We start from the raw sequence: 22,759 nt of genomic DNA on the forward strand, positions 1-22,759 counted from the left end.
ACAGGCCGCGTGAGCACTCAACGGGCGTCCCAACGGGCCTTCTTCCGCGGGCCGTTCGCGCGCCCTGCGGGCCGCCGCGGTGCCCGCCGGCCGGCGCCCCGCCGGGCCGCGAGCCTTGACCCGCCGACCGCGGCACTGCTTACTTGACGCGTCCGAGCGCCGCCGTACGACCTGTTGGGGTGCCATGCAGCAGCTGGATTCCGCGGAACGGCTCACGCGCGAGGAGCTGCGCCGGCTCCAGCTGGAACGGCTGCGCGCCTCGCTCCGCCACGCGTACGACCACGTGGACGCCTACCGCCGGGCGTTCGACTCCGCGGGCGTACGCCCCGAGGACTGCCGCACGCTCGAAGACCTGGCGGCATTCCCGTTCACCACGAAAGACATGCTGCGCGAGAACTACCCGTTCGGCATGTTCGCCGTCCCCCGCGAACAGGTGCGGCGCGTCCACGCGTCCAGCGGGACGACCGGCGCGCCGACCGTCGTGGGCTACACGCAGGGCGACCTGGACGCCTGGGCGGACGTGGTCGCCCGCAGCATCCGCGCCGCCGGCGGCCGGCCCGGGCACCGGGTCCATGTGGGCTACGGGTACGGGCTGTTCACCGGCGGACTCGGCGCGCACTACGGCGCGGAGCGCCTCGGCTGCACCGTGGTCCCGGCGTCCGGCGGGATGACGGCGCGGCAGGTGCGGCTGATCCAGGACTTCGAGCCCGAGATCATCATGGTGACGCCGTCGTACATGCTGACCCTGCTCGACGAGTTCGAGCGGCAGGGCGTCGACCCGCGTACGACGTCCCTCCGGATCGGCATCTTCGGCGCGGAGCCGTGGACGGAGCGGATGCGGCGGGAGATCGAGGAGCGCTTCGCGATCGACGCGGTGGACATTTACGGCCTGTCGGAGGTGATCGGGCCGGGCGTCTCGCAGGAGTGCGTGGAGACCAAGGACGGGCTGCACGTCTGGGAGGACCACTTCTATCCGGAGGTGGTGGACCCGGTGTCCGGCGCGGTGCTGCCGGAGGGCGAGCGCGGCGAGCTGGTGTTCACGTCGCTGACGCGGGAGGCGACGCCCGTCGTGCGGTACCGCACCCGGGACCTGACGCGGCTGCTGCCGGGCACGGCGCGGCCTGCGTTCCGGCGCATGGAGAAGGTCACCGGCCGCTGCGACGACATGATCATCCTGCGCGGTGTGAACCTCTTCCCGTCCCAGATCGAGGAGATCGTGCTGCGCACCCCCGGCGTCGCGCCGCACTTCCAGCTGCGGCTCGGCCGGGAGGCGCGGCTCGACCGGCTGACCGTACGGGCCGAGGCGCGGCCCGGTGCCGCGCCGGAGCAGCGCACCGCCGCGGTGGACGCGATCGCGCGTGCCGTACGGGACGAGATCGGGGTGACCGTCGCGGTGGAGATCACGGCGCCGGGGACGCTGGAGCGTTCGGCGGGGAAGTTCAACCGCGTGCTGGACGAGCGCCCGGCGGACGGGCCGGGCTAGCCGTACGGGGGCGGGCGTACGTACGGCTAGCCCGAGTCCGTCCGGTGGGCGCGGGGAGGGGGATAAGGGACAGGACAGGGGCAGGGCGAGCGCCGCCGCGCTGCTGGCCGGTCTCGCGGCGGCGCTCGCCCTGCCCCTGTCCCCGGCCACGGCGGCGCCCGCGGCCCCGCCCGCCGAAGCGGCACCGTCGGCCGCCGCGCCGGCCGTGCGCGGGGGCGACATCCTGTACGGCGACGGGGGATTCGCCTGCGCCATCGGGTTCAACGTCCGTGACGCGGCCTCGTACTACGGCACCCTGCCCGGACACTGCGCGGAGCTCTCGCAGACCTGGTACGCGGACCCGGGCCGTACCGTGCAGGTCGGCGTCACCGAGGGCGCGCACTTCCCGGACGGCGACTACGGGCTCATCCGCTACACCAACTCCGAGCTCTCCTACCCCGGCGAGATCACCATCGGCGGCGGCCAGTTCATCGACATCACCGGCGCCGCCGAGCCCACCGTCGGACAGTCCGTCTGCCGGGGCGGCGCCCTCACCGGCGTGCGGTGCGGGATCGTCACCGCGGTCAACGTGAGCGTCAACTTCCCGCAGGGCACGGTGAACGGTCTCTTCCGCACCAACCTCTGCTCCGAACCGGGCGATCGCGGCGGCCCCGCGTTCTCCGGCACCACGGCACTCGGCATGGAGTCGGGCGCCACCGGGAACTGCAGCTCGGGCGGCTCCTCCTACTACCAGCCGATCACCGAGGTGCTCGCCGCGTACGGTCTCACCATCTACTGAGCGCGCGCAGACGTGTTGACCGTCTGATGCGCGTTTGATGTGACCTCGCGTCTGACAGGCACCAGCCACCAGCCACCAGCCACCAGCCACCAGCCACCAGGCAGACGTCTGACGCGTCTGCGATGCGCGTTTGAACGTGTTTGGCGGGCATCTGCCGTACGGCCCGCCGAACGACCGCTTGAGCGTACGATCGCTTTCGGTGACCGTACGATCGAGTGGCCGATCGTACGACTCAACTGCCGCTCTGAGGCAACCGCTTCCCGCTGCCCGTACGTCGGCACGCCACCCCACCGGCCGGGCGTCGTACCAGGCCCCGCGGCGCACGGCCGCCAACTCCCGTGCGCCCGGCGGCCCGTGGCTCGGGGAGCCGCCGCCGGGCCGCGCCGCCGTGCCCGCAGGCCTCTCAACTGCCGTGAACTGGGCAGGTCACGGACGGTGCGGGCACGCGCGGACCGCCCCGCGGCCCGTACGCCGCCCCGCCCCCGTACGTGCTGTGCCGCCCGTACGGGGTCAGTGCCGCGCGCCGAGAGCGCGAAGTTCGTTGCTGCACCTCTGTTGACCCGTGTCGCACCCCGCCCGTAGCTTGCATGTCAGCAAGCGCTTTCTAGCCCACTGCAGCCTGCCCGATGGGGTGTTTCCCACGTCTGCTCATCCGTTTGAAGGCCGTGCTCTCCGTGCCGCCGTCATCGGCACCGGCGCCATCTCCCGCAGTCATCTGACCGCCCTGACCGAACTCGCCGCCGACAACGAGGTGGAGCTCGTCGCCGCCGTGGACGTCGACGAGGCGGCCGTCGCCGCGTTCTGCGCGGTAGCGGTAGCGGAAGCGGCAGCGACCACACATCCCGCGCCCCGCCCGTACACCGATCTCGACCTGATGCTCGCCGAGGAGCGCCCCGACCTCGTCACCGTCTGCACGCCGCCGACCCTGCACCGCGCGCAGAGCGTCGCCGCGCTGCGCGCCGGCGCCTGGGTGTGGTGCGAGAAGCCGCCGTGCCCGTCGCTCGCCGACTTCGACGCCGTCGAGGCGGCCGAGGGCACGGACGGCGGGCCGTTCGCGTCGGTCGTGTTCCAGCACCGGTTCGGTTCGGGCACCCGGCACGTACGGCGGCTGCTGGCCGAACGGGCGCTGGGCAGGCCGCTCGTGGCGCACTGCCAGACGACCTGGTACCGGGACACCGCGTACTACGCCGTGCCGTGGCGCGGCCGTTGGGACACCGAGGGCGGCGGCCCGGCGATGGGGCACGGCATCCACCAGATGGATCTGCTGCTCGATCTGCTCGGTCCGTGGACCGAAGTACGTGCGATGGCGGGCCGGCTGGTGCACGACGTGCAGACGGAGGACGTCTCGACGGCCCTCGTCCGCTTCGACAGCGGCGCCATGGCGACCGTCGTGAACAGCGTGCTCAGCCCGGACGAGGTCAGCCGTATCCGCGTCGACTGCGAGCGGGCCACCGTCGAACTCACCCACCTCTACGGCCACCGCAACGACGACTGGCGCGTCACCCCCGCCCCCGGCGTGCCCGAGGCGCAGGTCGCGGAGTGGCGTGACTTCGGCCCCGACGTGCCCAGTTCGCACACCGCGCAGCTGCGGGAGCTGGTGGCGAGCATGCGCGCGGGCGTACGGCCGCGCAGCAGCGGCGCGGACGGGCGTACGAGCCTGGAGCTGATCACCGCGCTGTACAAGTCGGCGTTCACGGGCGGGACCGTACGGGCGGGCGAGATCGGCCCCGGCGACCCGTACTACACCGTCCTGCACGGCGGCGCCCCCGGCTGGGCCCCACCGGACAGCACCCGCAAAACAGGCGACACAGGCAAAACAGGCGACACAGGAAACACAGGCGGAACGGACAACGCGGACGACACGGAGGTGGCCGCATGAGCGGCGACGGCAAGCGGCTGCGGCTCGTCCACGCGCACGGCGAGCACATCGCGGTCACCGAACCGGCCACGGGTGTCGAGCTGTTGCGCTACGTCTACCGCCCGGAGGCGGCGTGGGAGGCGCCGAAGCCGTATCTGCACCCGCTGCGCACCCTCTCGGCGAACGTCGTCACCGACTACCGGCCCAACGACCACCGCTGGCACAAGGGCCTCCAGATGACGGCCTCCCATCTGTCCGGCCAGAACCTGTGGGGCGGCAACACCTATGTGCACGGCGAGGGCTATCTCGCGCTGCCCGAACGGGTCGGCTCGATGGCCCACACCGGGTTCGACGAGGTGTCGGCGGACGACGACGGGCGCGCGGTGATCGCCGAGCGGCTGACCTGGCACCCGTACACCGGCGAGCTGTGGGCCGACGAGGAGCGCCGTATCGAGGTGCACGACGTGCACCCGGAGCCCGGCGCCGGCTCGTGGGCGCTGACCTGGACGAGCGCCGTCACCAACCGGCGTACGGAGCCGCTGCTGTTCGGCAGCCCCACCACGCACGGGCGCGAACAGGCGGGCTACACCGGGCTGTTCTGGCGCGGCCCGCGCGCCTTCCGGGCGGGCAGGGTGCTTGGGCCCGACGCCGAGGGCCCGGGGCTGATGGGGGAGCAGGCGCCGTGGCTGGCGTACTCCGGCGAGCACGACGGCGCCGACGGCCACGCCACCCTCGTCTTCGCGCACGCCCCCGAGAACGACGACCTGGGCAAGGACGGCGCGCACCCCGCGCACTGGTTCGTACGCAACGAGCCGTTCGCGGCCGTCGCCCCCTCCCTCGCCTTCCACGACGAACTCGCGCTCGCCCCCGGTGACACCCTCACCCGCCGCTACCGCGTCGTCGTCGCGGACGGCGCGTGGGAGCGCGAGGAGATCGCCGCGTACCTGCGGGAGCACCCGTGGTGACCTTCGCCGGGCCGCCCGGCGCCGTCGCCGTGTCCCACCTCTCCGTCTACGACTGGCCCGCCGCCGACGGCCTCTGCGGCGGCACCCCGCACATGCATCTGACCTGCACCGAGGGGTACGTGGTGACGGGCGGCGCCGGGGCGGTGCAGACGCTCACCGCGTCCGGTTTCCGGCAGACGCCGCTCGAACCGGGCTCGCTGGTCTGGTTCACGCCCGGCACGATCCACCGGCTCGTGAACGACGGCGACCTGCGCATCGTCGTCATGATGCAGAACAGCGGGCTGCCCGAGGCAGGCGACGCCGTCCTGACCCTCCCGCCGGAGCAGCTGCGCGACCCGGAGACCTACGCCGCCGCCACCGCCCTGCCGGCCGGCGCGAGCGAGGCCGGGCAGGAGCGCGCCGCACGCGCACGGCGCGACCTGGCCCTCGAGGGCTACGACGCCCTGCGCCGCGCCACGGAGGCCGGCGACCCGGAGCCGCTCGCCGCGTTCCACCGGGCGGCGGCCGCGCTCGTACGGCCGCGGCTGGACGAGTGGCGGCAGCGCTGGGAGCGCGGCGCCGCGACGGCGTCGGCGGCGACCGGCGCGCAGCTGGCCGCGCTGGGACGGGGCGACGCGGGGCATCTGGCGGAGGCGGAGGTGCGGGCCGAACAGCCTTCCGTACGCGGGCGGTTCGGGATGTGCGGGCGGCTGGACGTGTACGCGACCAGCGCGGCCACGGCCCGGGAGCCCCTGCCCGGGCCGTAGCCCGTACGTCCACACGCCCGTACGCATGCCCCACACGCGGACCCCTGCCACCACAGACACGCGGATCACCCCACGCCCGTACCGACGACCCCCAGGAGGCACGGTGACGAGCACCCCCGGCATACGCCGGACGCCGCGCACGGCACGCAGGCCGCGCACACCGCGCTCGCGGACCCGGCCGCCCCGCGCACTCGCCGCGCTGGCCGTGCTGAGCGCGCTGGCGCTGCTGCTGTCCGGCTGTTCCGGCGACGCGAGCGGCTCCAGCGGCGGCAAGGTGACGCTCACCTTCGCCTGGTGGGGCAACGACGACCGGCACAAGCGCACCAACGAGGCCGTCGACCTGTTCGAGAAGCGGCATCCGAACGTCACGGTGCGCACGTCGTTCGCGAGCTACGAGTCGTACGTGCAGAAGCTCGCGACCCAGGCGGCGGGCGGTGACCTGCCGGACGTGGCGCAGCTCGACTACCGGCAGATCTCGCAGTACGCGGGCAGCGACACGCTCCGCGACCTCGGCCCGTACGTCAAGAGCGGGGCGCTGCGCACGGGCGCGTTCGACAAGGAACTGCTGAGCACGGGGGCGTACGAGGGCACGCAGTACGCCCTGCCCATGGGCAGCGGCACGACCGGGTTCGCGTACGACGCCGCCGTGTTCGAGAAGGCCGGCGTCGACCCGCCGAAGCCGGGCTGGACCTGGCAGGAGTGGGCGGACGCCGGGCGCGCGGTCAGCGACCTCGGGCTGAAGGGCCCGAACGGCAAGCCGTACACCGGGCACACCGACATGGGCGTCCACGAGGACGCGTTCGAGATGTGGCTGCGCAGCCGCGGCAAGCAGCTGTACGCGTCGGAGGACGAACTCGGCTTCACCGCACGCGATCTCGCACGGTTCTGGAGCTTCACCGACAAGCTGCGGCGTGAGGGCGTCGTGTCGCAGGCCAAGGACACGTCGCAGATCTCGGGCGCGGTGGAGAGCGGGCCGATGGGCCGCAAGCTGGCGGCCACCGACTTCACCTGGGACGCGCCGTTCCTCGGGTATCCGCCGCTGCTGGGCGACAGCGTCCACTTCGCACCCGTGCCCACCACGGGCGGCAAGGCCGGGCAGTACATCAAGCCGACGATGCTGCTGGGCGTCGGCGCGAACAGCGAACACCCGAAGGAGGCCGCCGAGTTGGTCGACTTCCTGCTCAACGACCCGGCCGCGGGCGACATCCTCGGCGTCACCCGCGGCGTACCGCCCAACCAGGAGATCGCCGAACGGGTCAGCAAGGACCTGAAGGGCCCGGAGAAGGAGCTCTACGACTTCGGCAAGAAGGTCATCCGGTACGGCGTCGACCCGCCGCCGAAGGCGCCGCCGCGCGGCGACGTCGTCCTGCAAGTGTCGTTCTCGCGGGTCTACCAGCAGGTGGTGTACGAGCGGCAGAGCCCGGCCGAGGCCGCCGAGGAGTACGTCGCCGAGGCTGAGAGGGAGCTGCGATGACCGCCCAGGCACCGCCCCCGGCCGCCGCCGCGGAACGGCCCGCCCCGGCCCGCGACCGCGCGGCCCCCGGGCGCCGCCGGCCGGTGCGGCGCGAACGGCAGGGGCCCGCGTACATCTTCCTGTCCCCGTGGATCCTCGGCGTCGTCCTGCTGACGCTCGCGCCGATGGCCGTCTCGCTCTACCTCTCCTTCACCGACTACAACCTCTTCGACCCGCCGAAGTGGGTCGGCCTGCGCAACTACGCGGAGATGTTCACCGAGGACCCGCGCTACTGGCGCTCGGTCGGTACGACGCTGCTGTACGTCGTCGTCGCCGTGCCGCTCAAGCTCGCGCTGGCGCTCGGCGTCGCCCTCCTGCTCAACTCCATGCGCACCGGCAAGGGCTTCTACCGCTCCGCGTTCTACGCCCCCTCCCTGCTCGGCGCGAGCATGTCCATCGCGCTGGTGTGGCGGGCGCTGTTCAACGACGGCGGCACCGTCGACGAGCTCCTCTCCGGCGTCGGCATCAACACCGGCGGCTGGGTCGCGGACCCGGACCTCGCCGTGTTCGTCGTCGTGCTGCTGACCGTCTGGCAGTTCGGCGCCCCCATGGTCATCTTCCTCGCCGGGCTGCAGCAGATCCCGACCGACGTGTACGAGGCCGCCGCGCTGGACGGCGCGGGCCGCTGGCGGCAGTTCGTGTCCGTCACCCTGCCGATGCTGTCGCCGGTGCTGTTCTTCAACCTGGTGCTGGAGACCATCCAGTCCTTCCAGGTCTTCACGCCCGCCTTCGCGATCAGCGCCGGCAAGGGCGGCCCGGCCGACTCGACGAACTTCTACACGCTCTATCTCTACGAACGCGGCTTCTCCGCCTCCCACATGGGCTACGCCTCGGCGATGGCCTGGGTGCTGCTGCTCGCCATCGGCGCGGTGACCGTCGTGCTGTTCCGCACCTCACGCTCCTGGGTCTTCTACGCGAACGAGGAGGGCTGATGACGACCGCCGCCGCCCCGCACGACACCGGCACGGGCACCGGTACGGGCCCGGGCACCGGCGCGGGCCACGACGGACCCGCGCGCACCGGCGGGCGCGCACGTGCCCGTACCCGCGCGCGCCGCCTGGCGCGGCACGCGGGCGCGCTCGCGGTGCTGCTCGTCCTGCTGTACCCGCTGGTGTGGCTGCTGGCGACGTCCCTCAAACCGGCCGAGGAGGTCGTCACCAGCCTCAGGCTGCTGCCGGGCCGGCTGGAGTGGTCCAACTACAGCACCGCGATGGAGGGCGTCAGCGGCGTGCCCGTCAGCAGACTGCTGACGAACTCCCTGCTGATCTCGCTCGGTTCGGTGCTCGGCAACGTGCTGTCGTGCGCGCTGGCCGCGTACGCCTTCGCGCGGCTGCGGTTCCGGATGCGCGGCGTGATGTTCGCGTTCATGGTGGCGACGATGATGCTGCCGCACCACGCGGTGCTGATCCCGCAGTACATCATCTTCAACCAGCTCGGCATGGTGGACACGTACTGGCCGCTGATCCTGCCGAAGTTCCTCGCCACCGAGGCGTTCTTCGTGTTCCTCATCGTGCAGTTCATGCGCGGGCTGCCGAGGGAGCTGGACGAGGCGGCCCGTATCGACGGCTGCGGGCCGTTCCGCATCTTCTGGTCGGTGGTGCTGCCGCTGACCCGGCCCGCGCTGATCACGACCGCGATCTTCACGTTCATCTGGACCTGGAACGACTTCTTCACCCAGCTGATCTACCTCTTCGACCCGGAGAAGTTCACGATCACGCTGGCCCTGCGGAACTTCGTCGACCAGTCCAGCACCTCTGCGTTCGGGCCGATGTTCGCGATGTCCGTGGTCTCGCTGCTGCCGATCGTGCTGTTCTTCTTCGCGTTCCAGCGCTATCTCGTGCAGGGCATGGCGACGTCCGGACTGAAGGGCTGACGGGCCGTGGGCACCGCCCGTACGCCCGGCACGCTGCGCCGTGAGACCCGGGAGCCCGGCGAGCTGTTCGGGCCGCGCTTCGCGCTGTTCGCCGACATGCTCGCCGTCGGCATCACCACCGCCGTCGTCTGCCTTCCCGTCGTCACCGCGCCCGCCGCGCTGGCCGCCGCCTGCTCCGTGCTGCGCGGCGCGATCCGCGAGGACCGTACGGTGACCGTCGGCCGCTACGCCGCCGCGCTGCGCGCACACGGCCTGCCGCGGACCCTCGCGGCGGGCGCGACCGTCCTCGGCGTCGCGGCGCTCCTCGGCCTCGACCTGCTGCTCGCACGCGCCGGACTGCCCGGCGCGCCCGCCGTGTCGGCGGCGCTCGCCGTCCTGGCCGCGGCGGCCCTTGTCGTCGGGCTGCGCGCGGCGGCCGATCCCGCTGCGGCGGCCAGCTGGCGTACGGCGCTGCGAAACGCCTCCGCGCGCGCGGTGGCCGATCCGGGCGGCTGCGTGCTGACGGCGGTGGCGGTGGTGCTGTGCGGCGCGTTCGTCTGGATGCTGCCGCTGCTGGCACCGCTCGTCCTGGGGCCGCTCGCCTTCGCGGTGACCGTCATCGAACTCCGTGCGACAGGCAACTCCCGTACCAGCGAAGGGTGATCCCCGTGAGCCCGCAGCCGCACCTGGACGCTGGAGAACGACGCGCTGCGCGCCACCGTCGTCTTCCGCGACGGCGGCATCCGGCTGACCGACGACGGCACCCAGCGCAGCCTCGACCGGGGCACGCACATGGGCGCGCGGCTCCGTACGGTGGGGCTCCCGGTCGACCTGGGCGAGAACACGTCGAAGGGGAAGGCGTTCTGGCTGGCGGCGGTGTGAGCGCGTACGTGTCCGGGCATGCGGGCGTTTGCCCGCGGGAGTGTGCCCCGTACGGGCGTGTGTGTACGGCGCGGGCTACAGTTTCTGCGCCAAGTGGTGCAGCCGCAGCGCGAGTTGGATCTCGAGTGAACGGGCGGGCGCGTTCCAGTCCTTGCCGAGCAGCCGGCCGATCCGCTCCAGGCGCTGCACGACCGTGTTGACGTGGATGTGCAGCGCGTCCTTCGTACGGGTCAGGCTGGCGCCCTGCGTGAAGTACGTGTCGAGGGTGTGGACGAGCTCCGTGCCGCGGCGCGCGTCGTAGTCGAGGACGGGGCCGAGGGTGCCGTTCACATAGCCGGCCAGGTCGGCGTGGTCGCCGAGCAGCACGCCGAGGAAACCGAGGTCGGGCAGGGCCGCGCCGTGCCCCGTGTGCCCCAGCGCGAGCAGCGCCGACAGGCAGCGGTGCGCCTCGCCGTGTGCGGTGGACAGCGCGTGCGGGCCGCAGCCGCCCTCCGTGCCCGCGCCGCCCACGGTGACCGGCGCGCCCACGGCCTTGCCCAACTCGGCGGCGAGCGACTGCGCGCACCGGCCGGGCTCGTTCGTACGCGCCACCAGCACGACGTGGTCGTGGTGCAGCCCGGCCAGGCCGCCCCGCGTACGCGCGCTCTGCGCCGCCGCCGTGAGCAGCCGCCGCCGGCTGGCCGCCGTGCAGTCCACCACCAGTACGGCGTGCGGCTGCGCCAGGTCCATGCCCAGCCGGCGGGCACGGGACGCGAGGCTGCCGCTGTCGCCGGTCGCGGCCAGCAGGTCGTACAGCAGCTCCCCGCGTACCCGGTCCTCCGTCTCGGCCGCCGTACGGCGCAGCAGGAGCAGCAGCGCCGTCACGATGCTGGCGCGCTCGAACAGCAGCCGGTCGGCGTCATCCAGCTCCGCGCGGCCCGTCAGCGCGATGTCGCCGAGCAGCTCAGGCCCGGCCAGCACGGCGCACACCCACGTCCCGTCGCTGCACACCGCGCGCCCGCTGCTGCGCGACGCGGACACGGCCTGCTCCGGCGGCGGCAGCGGGTCCGTGCCCGTACGGGCCAGCTCGGTGCCGTCCGCGTCGTGGATCAGGATGCCGCCGTCCAGCAGCGCGGCGATCCCTGCGGCCACCTCGGTCGCGTCCGCGCCGCGCAGCACCAGGTCCGTGAGGTGGTCGTGGGCCTCCTCCGTACGGCGCATGGCCCGGTTGTGCGCCCGGATGGTCTCCGAGGCGGCGCCCAGCTCCGCCAGCGCCGAACGCGTCTCCTCCAGCAGCCGCGCGCTGTCGATCGCGATGGCCGCGTGGTCCGCCAGCGACGACAGCAGCGCCACCTCCTCGCGGGAGAACTCGCGCGGCGTGCGGTCGGCCGCGTACAGCACCCCGATCACCGTCGCGCCCAGCCGCATCGGCACACCGAGGATCGCGCGCAGGCCCTCGTCCCGTACGCCGCCGTCGATGGTGACGGTGTGGTGGAAACGCGGGTCCGCCTGGTAGTCGCCGGTGGCGTACGGGCGGGCCGTCTGCGCGACCAGCCCGCCCAGGCCCTCGCCCATGCCGAGCCGCAACTGCTGGAACGAGGCGGCCACCGAGCCGTCCGTGACCCGCATGTACGTGTCGCCGGCGGTCTCGTCGGTGAGCGTCATGTACGTGACGTCGGTGCCGAGCAGCAGCTTGGCGCGGTGCACGATGGCGCGGAGCACGGCATCCAGGTCGCGCAGCGCCGCCAGGTCGCTCGCCGTGTCGAACAGCGCGGTCAGCTCCGCCTCGCGCTCCCGGTGCTGGGTGAGGGTGCGCCGGATCGACAGCGCGACCCGCGCCGCCGCCTCGACGGCGGCCACCTCCTCCGCCGCCGCCCCCGCCTCACGGGCCTCGGCGGCGGGCCCGGCGAACTCCTCGGCGGGCGCGCCGCGCGCGAGCAGGTCGAGGAGCTGCCGGAGGCCGTCCCCGGAGCGCGGGGGCGGGCCGCCGGCGGGCTCCTCGGGCCGGGGGGCTGTCACGGTGGGGAGCATAGGGGGTGATCGCCTCCGGGGGTCAGCCGTTGACCTTGGCCGAGCGGCGGGGCACCTTCCGCTCGCCGTCCGCGTCCGCCGCTGTGTCATCTGTCTCTTCTGTGTCCGCTGTGCCTGCTGTGTCCGCTTGGTTCTCCGCGTTCTCGTGCTTCGCCGCCGGGGTGGCGGGCGGGCCGGACCCGACGGGCACCTCGTCGCGCGTCAGATCGCGCGCACGGGTCTCGGCGGCCACCCAGCAGGTGGCGGCGGTGATCACGGACGCGAGGCAGAGGTAGACGGACACGGGCACGGACGAGTCGAAGTCCTTCAGCAGCTCCACGGCGATGATCGGGGCGAGCGAACCCGCGACGATCGCGGCGACCTGCGAGCCCATCGACGCCCCCGTGTAGCGGACCCGGGTGTCGAACATCTCGGAGAGGAACGCCGCCTGCGGCCCGTACATCGCGCCGTGGAACAGCAGCCCCACGGTGACCGAGACGGTGATCACCGGGAACGACTCCGAGTCGATCAGCGCGAAGAACGCGAACGCCCAGCCCGCCATGCCGACCGCGCCCAGCCCGATCACCGGACGGCGGCCGACCCGGTCCGAGAGCGCGCCCCACAGCGGGATGGTCACGAAGTGCAGCGCGGAGCCGATCAGCACGGCGTTCAGCGCCGTGCTCTTGGGCAGGTCGAGATGGGCGGTCACGTAGACGAGCACGAAGGACGTGATGATGTAGTACGACACGTTCTCGCCGAAGCGCGCGCCGATCGCGGTGAGCACCTGCCGCCAGCTGCTGCGGAACACCTCGACGACCGGCGCCCGTACGGGAGCGGGGAGCGGCGCGTGGGGCACGTCCTCCTCGGCCCTGGCCCCAGCCTCGGCCCCGGCCTTCGCACCGGTCGGGTCCGCCGCGTCCGCGGCCTGCGCCGCCGCCTGCGCCGCGGCCTTGCGCTGCGCCTCGACGAAGACGGGCGACTCGGAGACGGACAGCCGTATCCACAGCCCGATGATCACCAGCACCCCGGACAGCAGGAACGGCACCCGCCAGCCCCAGGCGAGGAATGCGTCGTCCGACTGGACCGCGGCGAGCAGCGCCAGGACGCCGGTCGCCAGCAGGTTCCCGCCGGGCGCACCGGACTGCGGCCAAGAGGCCCAGAAACCACGGTGCTTGGGACCGCCGTGCTCGGACACCAGGAGTACGGCGCCGCCCCACTCGCCGCCGAGCGCGAAGCCCTGCACCAGGCGGAGCACCGTCAACAGGACGGCGGCGCCGAGGCCGAGCGTGGCGTGCGTGGGCAGCAGGCCCATCGCGAACGTGGACCCGCCCATCAGCAGCAGGCTGACCACCAGCAGCTTCTTGCGCCCGATCCGGTCGCCGAAGTGACCGAAGACGAGACCGCCGATGGGCCGGGCCGCGAAGCCGAGCGCGTACGTCATGAACGCCAGCAGGGTGCCCACGAGCGGCTCGCTGTCGGGGAAGAACAGCTCGTTGAACACCAGGGCGGCGGCGGAACCGTAGAGGAAGAAGTCGTACCACTCGATGGTGGTGCCGATCAGGCTGGCGGCGACAACGCGCCGCAGGGAGCCGGACTTGGGGGGAGTCGGCGGAGTCGGGGGAGCGGTTGGTGCGGCGGCTGCCATGGTCACCACTTCCAGGCGGGGACGGGGAATCGTTCCGTGTCGCCCACACCGTAGGAACGGCCTGGTCAGAACCCCATGTGCCGCGTCGCCATACTTTGGGCGCGGCCTGTGTGTGCCGGTCCCACGCGGGCGTCCCCGCGGGCCCGGCAGGCTGCCCCCGCGGGCCGGGCCGGCCGCTCCGGCCTGGACAGAACACCCTGCCCGATCGTTATGCTGCCGCAAAGCGTTCAAACGAACACCATTCAAACGAACAACAACACGGGCGGCGGCAGCGGCCCGGCGAGGGGGCCCAGCATGCGGGAGCCGGTCGAACTGAGGCGCAAGCGCATCCTGGCGGTCCTGGAGTCGCGCGGTGTCGCGAAGGTCAGCGATCTCGCCGCCGAACTCGAGGTCTCCCTGGTCACGGTCCGCCGCGACGTCGAGGAGCTGGCCCGTGCGGGCAGGCTGCGCCGCGGCCACGGAGTGGCGCGCTCCCTCGCGCACGTCGAGGAGGAGTCGGCCGCACCCGGCCGGCCGGGTACGGAGGGCGGCGCGGACGGCGGTGCGGTGGCGCTCGTCGTGCCGGAGCGGCACTCGTACCTCTACGAGACCCTGCACGGCGCCCGTTCCGTGCTGGAGGAGGCGGGTACGCGCATCGCGCTGTACGTCGCCCCGCAGGCCGCCGGCGCCGAACGGCCCATGGTGGAGCGGGCGTTGACGAAGGGCGTACGCGGGCTGCTGATCGCGCCGCGCTGGCGCAGCGCGGGCAGCGAGGAGGCCGACCACGGCTGGCTCGCGGAGGTGGCCGCGCGGGTGCCGACGGTGCTGATGGAGCGGCGGCCCCGGCCCGGCAGCGCGCTCCACGCGCTGGACTCGGTGTGCTCCGACCACTGGTACGGCACGCACCTCGCCGTGCGGCACCTGGTCGCGCACGGGCACCGGCGCGTCGTACTGGCCGCACGGAACGACAGCCCGACCGCGCGCGCCGTACGGGCCGCGTTCGCCGACATCGCCGCCGCTTCCCCGGAGATCGACGACTGGACCGTGACGCTCAGTTCGGCGCGGGCCGCGCCGGAAGCGGCGGAGGACGGCGCGGGCACGCGCCGGGACCTGCCCGCCCTGCTGCGCGAACGCGGCGCCACGGCCGCCCTGCTGCACGGCGACGAGGACGCGCTGATGCTCGTGCAGATGCTGATGGACCGGGGCATCCGGGTGCCGCAGGACTGCTCGGTGGTGGCGTACGACGACGTGGTGGCGGCGCTGGGCAGCCCGCCGCTGACGGCGGTGGCACCGCCGAAGGCGGCGGTCGGCGCGGCGGCGGCCGAACTGCTGCTGAAGCGGCTGGCGGAGTGGCCCGCCGCGCCGCCGGAGGACACGGACCCGGCGGGTGCGGCGGCCGCGCCGGTGCGGCGGGTCGAGCTGCTGCCCGAACTGAAGGTGCGCGGCTCGGTACGGGAGCCGGGCGGCGCAGCACCGGACGGCGGCGCGGCGGTCGTGCGTACGGACGCCCAGCCCGCCGGTGAAACGGTCACCGGAACGCTCATCGCCACCGCCTTGGACCCCGCGGAGGGCCCCGCACAGGACCCGGTAAACGACTGAGCGTTTGACCGTTTCAATTTCCTTTGATCGCAGCATTGACGCTACTTGATCGGTCGATCAGTATTCCCATGACTCCGACAGCTTCCGTGGGAGGCCCTCATGGCTGGTCGACAGAGCCGTCGTTCCCTGATTGCCGCCATGGCGTCGCTGCCCCTCGCGGGCGGCGCCGTCAGCGGGTGCAGCGGCGGCGGCACGGACCGTTCGGCGCACCGCAGTTCGGCCCGTACACCCGCAGAGATCACGTTCTGGTCCGCGCTGCGCGGCAGCCAGGAAGTGGTCGACGCGTACAACAGCTCGCAGCGCCGCGTCCGCGTCAACTTCCAGCAGATTCCCGCCGGAGGCCAGGGCGGCTACGCCAAGCTCAGCAACGCCGCCCGCGCCGGCAACGCCCCCGACGTCGCCACCATCGAGTACCCGCAGCTGCCCGGCTTCGCCATCGACGGCGTCACCCGCGACCTCGGCCCGCTCCTCAGTGACCGGCTGCGCGCCAGGCTGCTGCCGCAGGCGTTCGGCCTCACCACGTTCGAGAAGCGGGTGTTCAGCGTCCCGCTGGACATCGAGCCGATGGTGATGCACTACCGCTCGGACCTCTTCCGGCGCTACGGACTCGAAGTGCCCCGCACCTGGGAGGAGTTCGAGTCCGTCGCCCGCGAGGTGCGGCGCAGGGCGCCGGGCCGGCGGCTCGTCCTCCTGCCGACGGACGGCGCGATGCACTTCGCCGCGTTCTGCTGGCAGCTCGGCGCGCAGTGGTTCGACATCAGCGAGGGCGCCTGGAACGTCTCCCTCGCGGACGCCGCCACCCGCCGCGTCGCCGCGTACTGGCAGCGGCTCATCGACGACGACCTTGTCTTCATGAACCCCGTCGACAGCACGCAGGGCCACGCGCAGGTCGGCAACGGCCGGGTCCTCGTACGGCTCAGCGGCGCCTGGGACGCCGGCGCGCAGATGACCGCGCACCCCGAGCACAAGGGTGCCTGGACCGTCGCGCCGCTGCCGCAGTGGCGCCCGGAGAAGCCGGTCGTCGGGACGCACGGCGGCTCCACGTTCGCGGTGACCAAGGACAGCCGGAACCCGGAGGCGGCCATGGAGTTCATCGAGTGGCAGGTCTCCCACGCGGACGCGCTGCGCGCGCGGCTCTCCAGCGGCGCCAGCAGCCAGTACCCGGCGGCGCCCGGACTGGTGTCGGTCGGGGCCGAGGCGTTCGACCGCTCGTACTACCGGGGCCAGGACGTCTACCGCCTCTTCGAGGAGCAGGCCCGGCTCGTACGGCCGGGCTGGACGTGGGGGCCCCGGATGACCGCGACGCAGACGGTGATGGAGGACGGCTTCGCACGCGTCAGCGGCGGCCAGGGCACGCTGATCGGCGCCGCGCGCGCCGCGCAGGACGCCACCATGCCCGACCTCCGCGCGCTGGGCCTGGCCACCACCGAGCACACGACGTGACCCCGCATACGGAAGCGACACCGGCACCGGCACCGGCACCCGCACCGGCAGCCGCGTCAGCGCCCGCACCCGCACCCGCAACGGCAGCAGCACAGGAAGGCAGGTGACCACCATGACCGCGACGGCGCCACCGCCCGTCACGACCCGCGGCAGCACCGCGGCCCCGCACGTGCGCCGCCCCCGCAAGGCCGCCCGCCGCCGCGAACTCGGCGCCTGCACCGTCCTGATGACCCCGTTCTTCGTCCTCCTCGTGGCCGTCTTCCTGATCCCGGTCGGCACCGCCGTCTGGCTGAGCTTCTTCAGCGCCGACCAGCCCGGACTCGGCTTCGGCCCGGAGCGCACCGTCTTCTCCGGCCTCCGCAGCTACGCCGCCGTGCTGAGCGACCCGACGTTCCTCTCCGGGCTCGGCGTCGTCGCCCTCTACTGCGCCGTGTACATCCCGGTGATGGTCCTCGCGTCGCTCGCGCTCGCGCTGCTCCTCGACTCGGGCGTCGTACGGCTGCGCGCCTGGGCGCAGCTAGCGCTGTTCCTGCCGCACGCGGTGCCCGGCATCATCGCCGCCATCATCTGGCTGTACCTCTACACGCCCGGCCTCAGTCCCGTGATCGAGGTCCTCGGCAAGGCCGACATCACGGTCGACTTCCTCGGCGTGCACACCGTGCTCCCGTCGATCATGAACATCGCGCTGTGGAGCAACCTCGGCTACAACATGGTGATCTTCTACGCCGCCCTCCAGGCCGTGCCCCGCGAGACGATCGAGGCCGCCGTGGTGGACGGCGCGGGCCCGGTGCGTACGGCGCTGCGGGTCAAGACGCCGCTGGTACGCCCGGCCATCGTGATGGTGGGGATGTTCACGCTCATCTGGTCGCTCCAGCTGTTCACGGAGCCGATGCTGCTCGGCCAGTCCACGCCGATGATCAACTCGCGGTTCTCGCCCAGCATGTACATCTACGACGCCGCGTTCACCCGCAACAACTACAGCCTCGCGGCCGCCGCCTCCGTCGTCCTGCTGGTCTGCACGATCGCCGTCTCGTACGGCGTCACCCGCTGGACCAGCCGCCTCAACTCCGCCCAGGAGGACGCCCGATGAGCGCCCCCGCCGGCACCGCCACCCGTCCGCGCCGCACTTCCCCGCGCCGCCGCTCCTCCTCCGGCACGGGCACCCCCGCCGCGCTCCGCCCCCGGCTGCTGGGACGCGCCGCCGTCAACACCATCGTGGCGCTCTCCGTGCTGTACACGCTGCTGCCGGCGCTCTGGCTCGTCCTCGCCGCCAGCAAGGACCGCAGCGCGCTGTTCAGCAGCGACCTGCTGAACCTCGGCGACCTCTCGTTCACCCGGAACCTCGGCGACCTGTTCGCGATGGACGGCGGGTTGTACGGCCGCTGGTACGTCAACAGCCTGCTGTACGCGGTCGTCGGCGCCGCGCTGGGCGCGCTGCTGAGCGTCGCCTGCGGCTATGCCTTCGACAAGTACCGCTTCCGGCACAAGGAGAAGCTGTTCGGGCTGGTGCTCGCGGCCGTGATGGTGCCGCAGACGGTGCTCGCCCTGCCGCTGTACCTGCTGGCGTCCGAGACGGGCGTCGTGAACACCTTCTGGTCGGTCTTCGTGCCCGTCCTCTTCAACCCGTTCGGGGTGTATCTCGGCCGGATCTTCAGCCAGGGCTACGTCCCCGACGAGGTGCTGGAGGCGGCCCGCGTCGACGGCGCCGGGGAGCTCACGACGTACGTACGTGTCGCGCTGCGGATGCTCGGCCCCGGCCTGGTCACCGTGTTCCTCTTCCAGCTGACCACCATCTGGAACAACTTCTTCCTGCCCATGGTCATGCTGTCCGACCAGGACCTCTATCCGGTGAGCCTGGGCCTGTACACCTGGAACAGCTCCGCCACCGTGTCGCCCGAGTACTACCCGGTCGTCATCATGGGATCGCTGCTCGCGGTCCTGCCGCTGGTCCTCGCCTTCATGCTGCTGCAGCGCTTCTGGCGGTCGGGCCTCACGGCGGGCGCCGTGAAGTAGCCGCCGGGGGCCGCCCGTTCCGGGCGCACAGGCCACCACCCGTAAGCCACCTGTCAGCACGTCACCCGTCAGTCCCAGCCCAGGAGCCCGATGCCCACCGCACCAACCCCCGGCAGCGGCCGTACGCGCCGGCCCCGCGCCGTCCTCGCCATGGCACCCGAGGTCGCCGACACCGTCCTCGCCCCGCCGTCGCTGGCAGCGCTCGCCGAGCACTGCGACCTCGTACCGCCGCCCGCGCTCGACGACTTCGGCACCGAGCGCGCCCGCGCCGCGCTCGCCGACGCCGAACTCCTCGTCACCGGCTGGGGCTGCCCGCCCGTGGACGCCGCCGTGCTGGCCGCAGCGCCCCGGCTGCGCGCCATCGTGCACGCGGCCGGCAGCGTACGCGGCCACGTCACCGAGGCGTGCTGGGAGCGCGGCATCGAGGTGTCCTCGGCGGCCGCCGCCAACGCCCTGCCCGTCGCCGAGTACACCGTCGCGATGATCGTCCTCACCGGCAAGCGGGTACTGGAACGCGCCGAGGCGTTCCGCGCCGAACGCCGCCGCGAGGACTGGCTGCGCGTCGGCCCCGACGTCGGCAACTACGGCCGCACCGTCGGCATCCTGTCCGCCTCCCTGATCGGCCGGCGGGTCATCGAGCTGCTGCGCCCGTACGACATGGAGGTGCTGCTGCACGACCCGTACGTCTCCGCGGAGGAGGCGTCCGCACTCGGCGTACGGGCCGTCGGGCTCGCCGAACTCTTCGCGCACAGCGACACGGTGAGCGTCCACACCCCGCTGCTGCCCGCCACCCGCGGCCTCGTCACCCGCGAACTGCTCGCCTCCATGCGCCCGGACGCCACGTTCATCAACACCGCGCGCGGCGCCGTCGTCGACCAGGGCGCCCTCACCGACCTGCTCCGGCAGGGCCGCGTACGGGCCGTCCTGGACGTCACCGACCCCGACACGCTGCCGCCCGGAGACCCGCTCTGGGACTGCGGCAACGTACTGATCACCCCGCACCTCGCGGGCTCGCAGGGCAACGAGTGGCGGCGGCTGGCCGAGCTCGCCGTCTCCGAGGCGGCCCGGTGGGCGGCGGGTGACGGCTTCGCCCATCCCGTACGACGCGAACGGCTGGAGTCACTGGCATGACACTCACCGACGGCGCGCACCCTACGGTGCTCGAACTGCCTCCGGAAGACCGGGAGCTGAGCCCGTACACCGGCTATACGCGGGCCCACTGGGAGGCCGCCGCAGACGGTCTGCTGGACGCCGCCTGGCGCTGGGCCACGCCGGGCAGCGCGCTGCTCGACCTGCCGGGCCGGCCCTCCGGTTCCGGCGTGCGCTCGGACGGGCTGGAGGGGTACGCCCGTACGTTCCTGGCCGCCGCGTTCCGGGTGGCAGGCGCGGGCGGCGCGGACCCGTACGGCTGGCTCGGCCGGTACGCGGACGGGCTCGCGTCCGGCACCCGTACGCCGGGCCGCGACGACGCCGAGTCGTGGCCGCTGATCCTCGACCACCACGTGCAGGGCCAGCCGATGGTCGAGTCCGCCTCCGTGGCGATCGGTCTGCGGCTGACCCGCGAGTGGCTGTGGGACCGGCTGGACGACGGCGTACGGGACCGGGCGGAGGAGTGGCTGCGCGGCGCGCTGCGGCACACGCCGGCGCCGAACAACTGGTACCTGTTCCAGTACGCCGTCGCCACCTTCCTGGAGTCCGCGGGCCGCGGCGACGGCGAGACGGAGCGGGCGAAGGAGCGGGCGCTGCGGCTGCTGGAGAGCTGGTACCGGGGCCAGGGCTGGTACGCCGACGGCGACGGCCGCGCCTTCGACCACTACAACGGCTGGGCCCTGCACCTGTACCCGATGCTGCACGCGCATCTCGCGCGGGACGCCGCACAGCTCGGCCACCACGGCCCGCGGTTGCGTGCGCACCTGGACGGCTTCGCCCTCACCTTCGGCGCCGACGGCGCACCGATGTACTTCGGGCGCTCGCTCACGTACCGCTTCGCGGCCGGAGCCGCCGTCGCGATGGGCGCCGTCAGCGGGCACACGCCGCTCACGCCGGGCGCCTCGCGGCGGCTGCTCAGCGGCACCCTCCGCTACTTTCTGGACCGCGGCGCCACCGGCACCGACGGGCTCCTCAGTCTCGGCTGGCACGGCCCGCACGACGCCACCCTCCAGCACTACTCCGGGCCCTCCTCGCCGTACTGGGCCGCCAAGAGCTTCGTCTCCCTCCTCGCCCCGGCCGGCCATCCGCTGTGGACCGCCACCGAGGAACCCGCGCCCAGCGAGGGACCCGACCGCGTCCTCGCCCTGCCCGCCCCCGGCCTGCTGCTCCAGTCGACCCGCGCGGACGGCGTCGTACGGCTGCACAACCACGGCAGCGACCACGTACGCCCGCACGAGGGTGAGTCGGCCGCCGCCGATCCGCACTACGGCCGGCAGGCGTACTCCACCCGTACGGGTCCCACCGCGCCGGACAACGCCCCGGACAACCACTTCGCCGTCGAGGCCGCGGGCGCACGCAGCACGCGCCGCCGCATCCGCCCGCTCGGCGCCGGGCACGGCGACGGCTGGGGCTGGGCCGCGTCCTGGCACCTGCCGGTGTTCGCGCCGGGGCCGCCGATGGTGCCGGGGCTGCGGGTGGCGAGCGTGACGTTCGTACGCGGCCGGTACGAGCTGCGCGTCCACCACGTGACGGGTGCGCCGCCGGGGGCGCGGGTCAGCCAGACGGGGTGGGCGACCGGCGACGGCACGGACCGGGGGGACGGGCCCCTGCGGTCAGCGCTGCACCCGCTGCACGGCTGGACCGGGAGCGACACCGTACGGGCGCCGCAGGGCACCGCGTACACGCGCTGGGCACGCGTACCGCGGCTGACGGCGGACGCGCCGCCCGACACGGGCCTGTACGCGGCGCTCGCCACGCTGACCGCGGAACCCGAGCCGGCGCCCCTGGCCGAGGCGGCGGAGGTGCTGGCCGCCGGCCCCGGGTCGGTCGAGGTGCGGTGGGCGGACGACGGCGCGCGCACCCGTATCGCCTTCGCGTCCGGCGCGGACGGGGAACCCGAGGCGACCGTCACCCACACGGGGAGCGGGTCAGCCGGCGGTCCAGCCGCCGTCGACGGGGAGTGAGGCGCCGCTGAGATAGCCGGTGTGGGGGCCGCACAGCCAGGCGGCGACCTCGGCCACCTCCGCGGGCTCGATCAGCCGCTTGATCGCGGACCGGTCCAGCAGCACATCGTTCACCACGTCGTCCGGGGCGACGCCGTGCGCGCCGGCCTGGGCGGCGATCTGGCCCTCCAGGAGCGGGGTGCGTACGTAGCCGGGGTTGACGCAGTTGCTGGTCACGCCGTGCGGGGCGCCCTCCAGGGCGGCGACCTTGCTCAGCCCTTCGAGGCCGTGCTTGGCCGCGACGTACGCGGCCTTGTACGCGCTCGCGCGCAGCCCGTGCACGCTGGAGATGTTCACGACCCGGCCCCAGCCGCGCCCGTACATGTGCGGCAGGCACTGCCGCAGCAGCAGGAACGGCGCGGTGACCATGACGCGCTGGAGGTGCTCGAACCGTTCGGCGGGGAAGTCCTGGAGTGGGGCCACGTGCTGCAGCCCGGCGTTGTTCACGAGGATGTCCACCGCGCGCGGCAGCCGTCCGACCGCCTCCGCGTCCGCCAGGTCCACGGCGTGCGGATGGCCGCCGACCTCCTCCGCCACCGACTTGGCGGCCTCGGCGTCCACGTCCACCACGTGCACCAGCGCACCCGCGGCGGCGAACGTACGCGCGCAGGCCCGCCCGATGCCGCTGCCGCCGCCGGTCACCAGGACCGTACGGCCGTCCAGCCGCGTACGGGCGTACGGGCGCGCATGGTCGTACGGGCGCGTACGGTCGTTCAGCTGCGTACGGTCGTCGGTGTCGGCGGGGGCGCGGCTGGGGTCAGCGGGGCTCGTCATGCCCGGAACGGTAGGGACGCGGCGGCCCGCTTCCTACGTACCCGCTCCCCACACTTGGCGACGCGACGGTGTGCGGCACCGACACCCC

At 73.3% G+C, this 22,759-nt stretch carries 18 protein-coding genes; 15 read left to right on the plus strand and 3 right to left on the minus strand.

Annotated elements, in window-relative coordinates; genetic code table 11:
• The first annotated feature begins 184 nt into the window (after window positions 1-184).
• From paaK to DVA86_RS23895, 9 genes are all read left to right on the plus strand, one after another.
• A complete protein-coding gene (paaK, locus tag DVA86_RS23855) occupies window positions 185-1,483 on the plus strand; it encodes a phenylacetate--CoA ligase PaaK (protein WP_208881299.1) in 1,299 nt (432 codons plus the stop codon).
• 205 nt (window positions 1,484-1,688) lie between these two features.
• The gene (locus DVA86_RS23860) at window positions 1,689-2,261 is read left to right on the plus strand and encodes a S1 family peptidase (RefSeq protein ID WP_245997052.1); all 573 of its coding nucleotides are present in this window, start codon (window positions 1,689-1,691) and stop codon (window positions 2,259-2,261) included.
• 631 nt (window positions 2,262-2,892) lie between these two features.
• Window positions 2,893-4,140 (plus strand): Gfo/Idh/MocA family protein, encoded by a 1,248-nt coding sequence (locus DVA86_RS23865; RefSeq protein ID WP_208881301.1) that lies wholly within the window; start codon window positions 2,893-2,895, stop codon window positions 4,138-4,140.
• Entirely contained in the window at window positions 4,137-5,084 is a 948-nt protein-coding gene (locus DVA86_RS23870) for a DUF6807 domain-containing protein (protein ID WP_208881302.1), read from the plus strand. Before DVA86_RS23865 ends, DVA86_RS23870 begins: the two co-directional genes overlap by 4 nt.
• Entirely contained in the window at window positions 5,078-5,830 is a 753-nt protein-coding gene (locus DVA86_RS23875; protein WP_208881304.1) for a cupin domain-containing protein, read from the plus strand. Before DVA86_RS23870 ends, DVA86_RS23875 begins: the two co-directional genes overlap by 7 nt.
• A 103-nt stretch (window positions 5,831-5,933) precedes the next feature.
• Window positions 5,934-7,304 carry an ABC transporter substrate-binding protein gene (locus DVA86_RS23880; RefSeq protein ID WP_425470914.1) on the plus strand — a complete coding sequence of 457 codons (1,371 nt, stop codon included), beginning with the start codon at window positions 5,934-5,936 and terminating at the stop codon, window positions 7,302-7,304.
• A complete protein-coding gene (locus DVA86_RS23885) occupies window positions 7,301-8,275 on the plus strand; it encodes a carbohydrate ABC transporter permease (protein WP_208881306.1) in 975 nt (324 codons plus the stop codon). Before DVA86_RS23880 ends, DVA86_RS23885 begins: the two co-directional genes overlap by 4 nt.
• Entirely contained in the window at window positions 8,275-9,216 is a 942-nt protein-coding gene (locus tag DVA86_RS23890; protein ID WP_208881308.1) for a carbohydrate ABC transporter permease, read from the plus strand. Before DVA86_RS23885 ends, DVA86_RS23890 begins: the two co-directional genes overlap by 1 nt.
• Before the next feature lie 6 nt (window positions 9,217-9,222).
• On the plus strand, window positions 9,223-9,858 hold the full coding sequence (locus DVA86_RS23895) for a hypothetical protein (RefSeq protein WP_245997054.1): 636 nt from the start codon (window positions 9,223-9,225) through the stop codon (window positions 9,856-9,858).
• A 294-nt stretch (window positions 9,859-10,152) separates the two neighbouring features.
• Here the strand turns inward: DVA86_RS23895 and DVA86_RS23900 are convergent, their stop codons facing one another.
• Together DVA86_RS23900 and DVA86_RS23905 are read right to left on the minus strand one after the other, a co-directional pair.
• Window positions 10,153-12,087 (minus strand): helix-turn-helix domain-containing protein, encoded by a 1,935-nt coding sequence (locus tag DVA86_RS23900; RefSeq protein WP_208881310.1) that lies wholly within the window; start codon window positions 12,085-12,087, stop codon window positions 10,153-10,155.
• Window positions 12,088-12,109: 22 nt separating this feature from the next.
• A complete protein-coding gene (locus tag DVA86_RS23905) occupies window positions 12,110-13,711 on the minus strand; it encodes an MFS transporter (protein WP_208881312.1) in 1,602 nt (533 codons plus the stop codon).
• Between the two features lie 294 nt (window positions 13,712-14,005).
• On the opposite strand from DVA86_RS23905, the gene DVA86_RS23910 reads away from it, so the two are divergent.
• The 6 genes from DVA86_RS23910 (at window position 14,006) to DVA86_RS23935 (ending at window position 21,858) form a co-directional block, all read left to right on the plus strand.
• On the plus strand, window positions 14,006-15,289 hold the full coding sequence (locus DVA86_RS23910; protein WP_208881313.1) for a substrate-binding domain-containing protein: 1,284 nt from the start codon (window positions 14,006-14,008) through the stop codon (window positions 15,287-15,289).
• Window positions 15,290-15,388: 99 nt separating this feature from the next.
• Window positions 15,389-16,732 (plus strand): ABC transporter substrate-binding protein, encoded by a 1,344-nt coding sequence (locus DVA86_RS23915; RefSeq protein ID WP_208881315.1) that lies wholly within the window; start codon window positions 15,389-15,391, stop codon window positions 16,730-16,732.
• Between the two features lie 112 nt (window positions 16,733-16,844).
• The gene (locus DVA86_RS23920) at window positions 16,845-17,822 is read left to right on the plus strand and encodes a carbohydrate ABC transporter permease (RefSeq protein WP_208885085.1); all 978 of its coding nucleotides are present in this window, start codon (window positions 16,845-16,847) and stop codon (window positions 17,820-17,822) included.
• On the plus strand, window positions 17,819-18,745 hold the full coding sequence (locus DVA86_RS23925) for a carbohydrate ABC transporter permease (RefSeq protein WP_208881317.1): 927 nt from the start codon (window positions 17,819-17,821) through the stop codon (window positions 18,743-18,745). The genes DVA86_RS23920 and DVA86_RS23925 overlap by 4 nt, the downstream gene beginning before the upstream one ends.
• Window positions 18,746-18,835: 90 nt before the next feature.
• Window positions 18,836-19,876: a hydroxyacid dehydrogenase gene (locus tag DVA86_RS23930; RefSeq protein ID WP_208881319.1), complete on the plus strand. Its 1,041-nt coding sequence runs from the start codon at window positions 18,836-18,838 to the stop codon at window positions 19,874-19,876.
• A complete protein-coding gene (locus DVA86_RS23935) occupies window positions 19,873-21,858 on the plus strand; it encodes a DUF2264 domain-containing protein (RefSeq protein WP_208881321.1) in 1,986 nt (661 codons plus the stop codon). Before DVA86_RS23930 ends, DVA86_RS23935 begins: the two co-directional genes overlap by 4 nt.
• Here the strand turns inward: DVA86_RS23935 and DVA86_RS23940 are convergent.
• On the minus strand, window positions 21,823-22,671 hold the full coding sequence (locus tag DVA86_RS23940) for a 3-hydroxybutyrate dehydrogenase (RefSeq protein WP_208881323.1): 849 nt from the start codon (window positions 22,669-22,671) through the stop codon (window positions 21,823-21,825). The genes DVA86_RS23935 and DVA86_RS23940 overlap by 36 nt on opposite strands.
• Window positions 22,672-22,759 lie beyond the last annotated feature (88 nt).

The organism is Streptomyces armeniacus, assembly GCF_003355155.1.
Taxonomy (GTDB): Bacteria; Actinomycetota; Actinomycetes; order Streptomycetales; family Streptomycetaceae; genus Streptomyces; species Streptomyces armeniacus.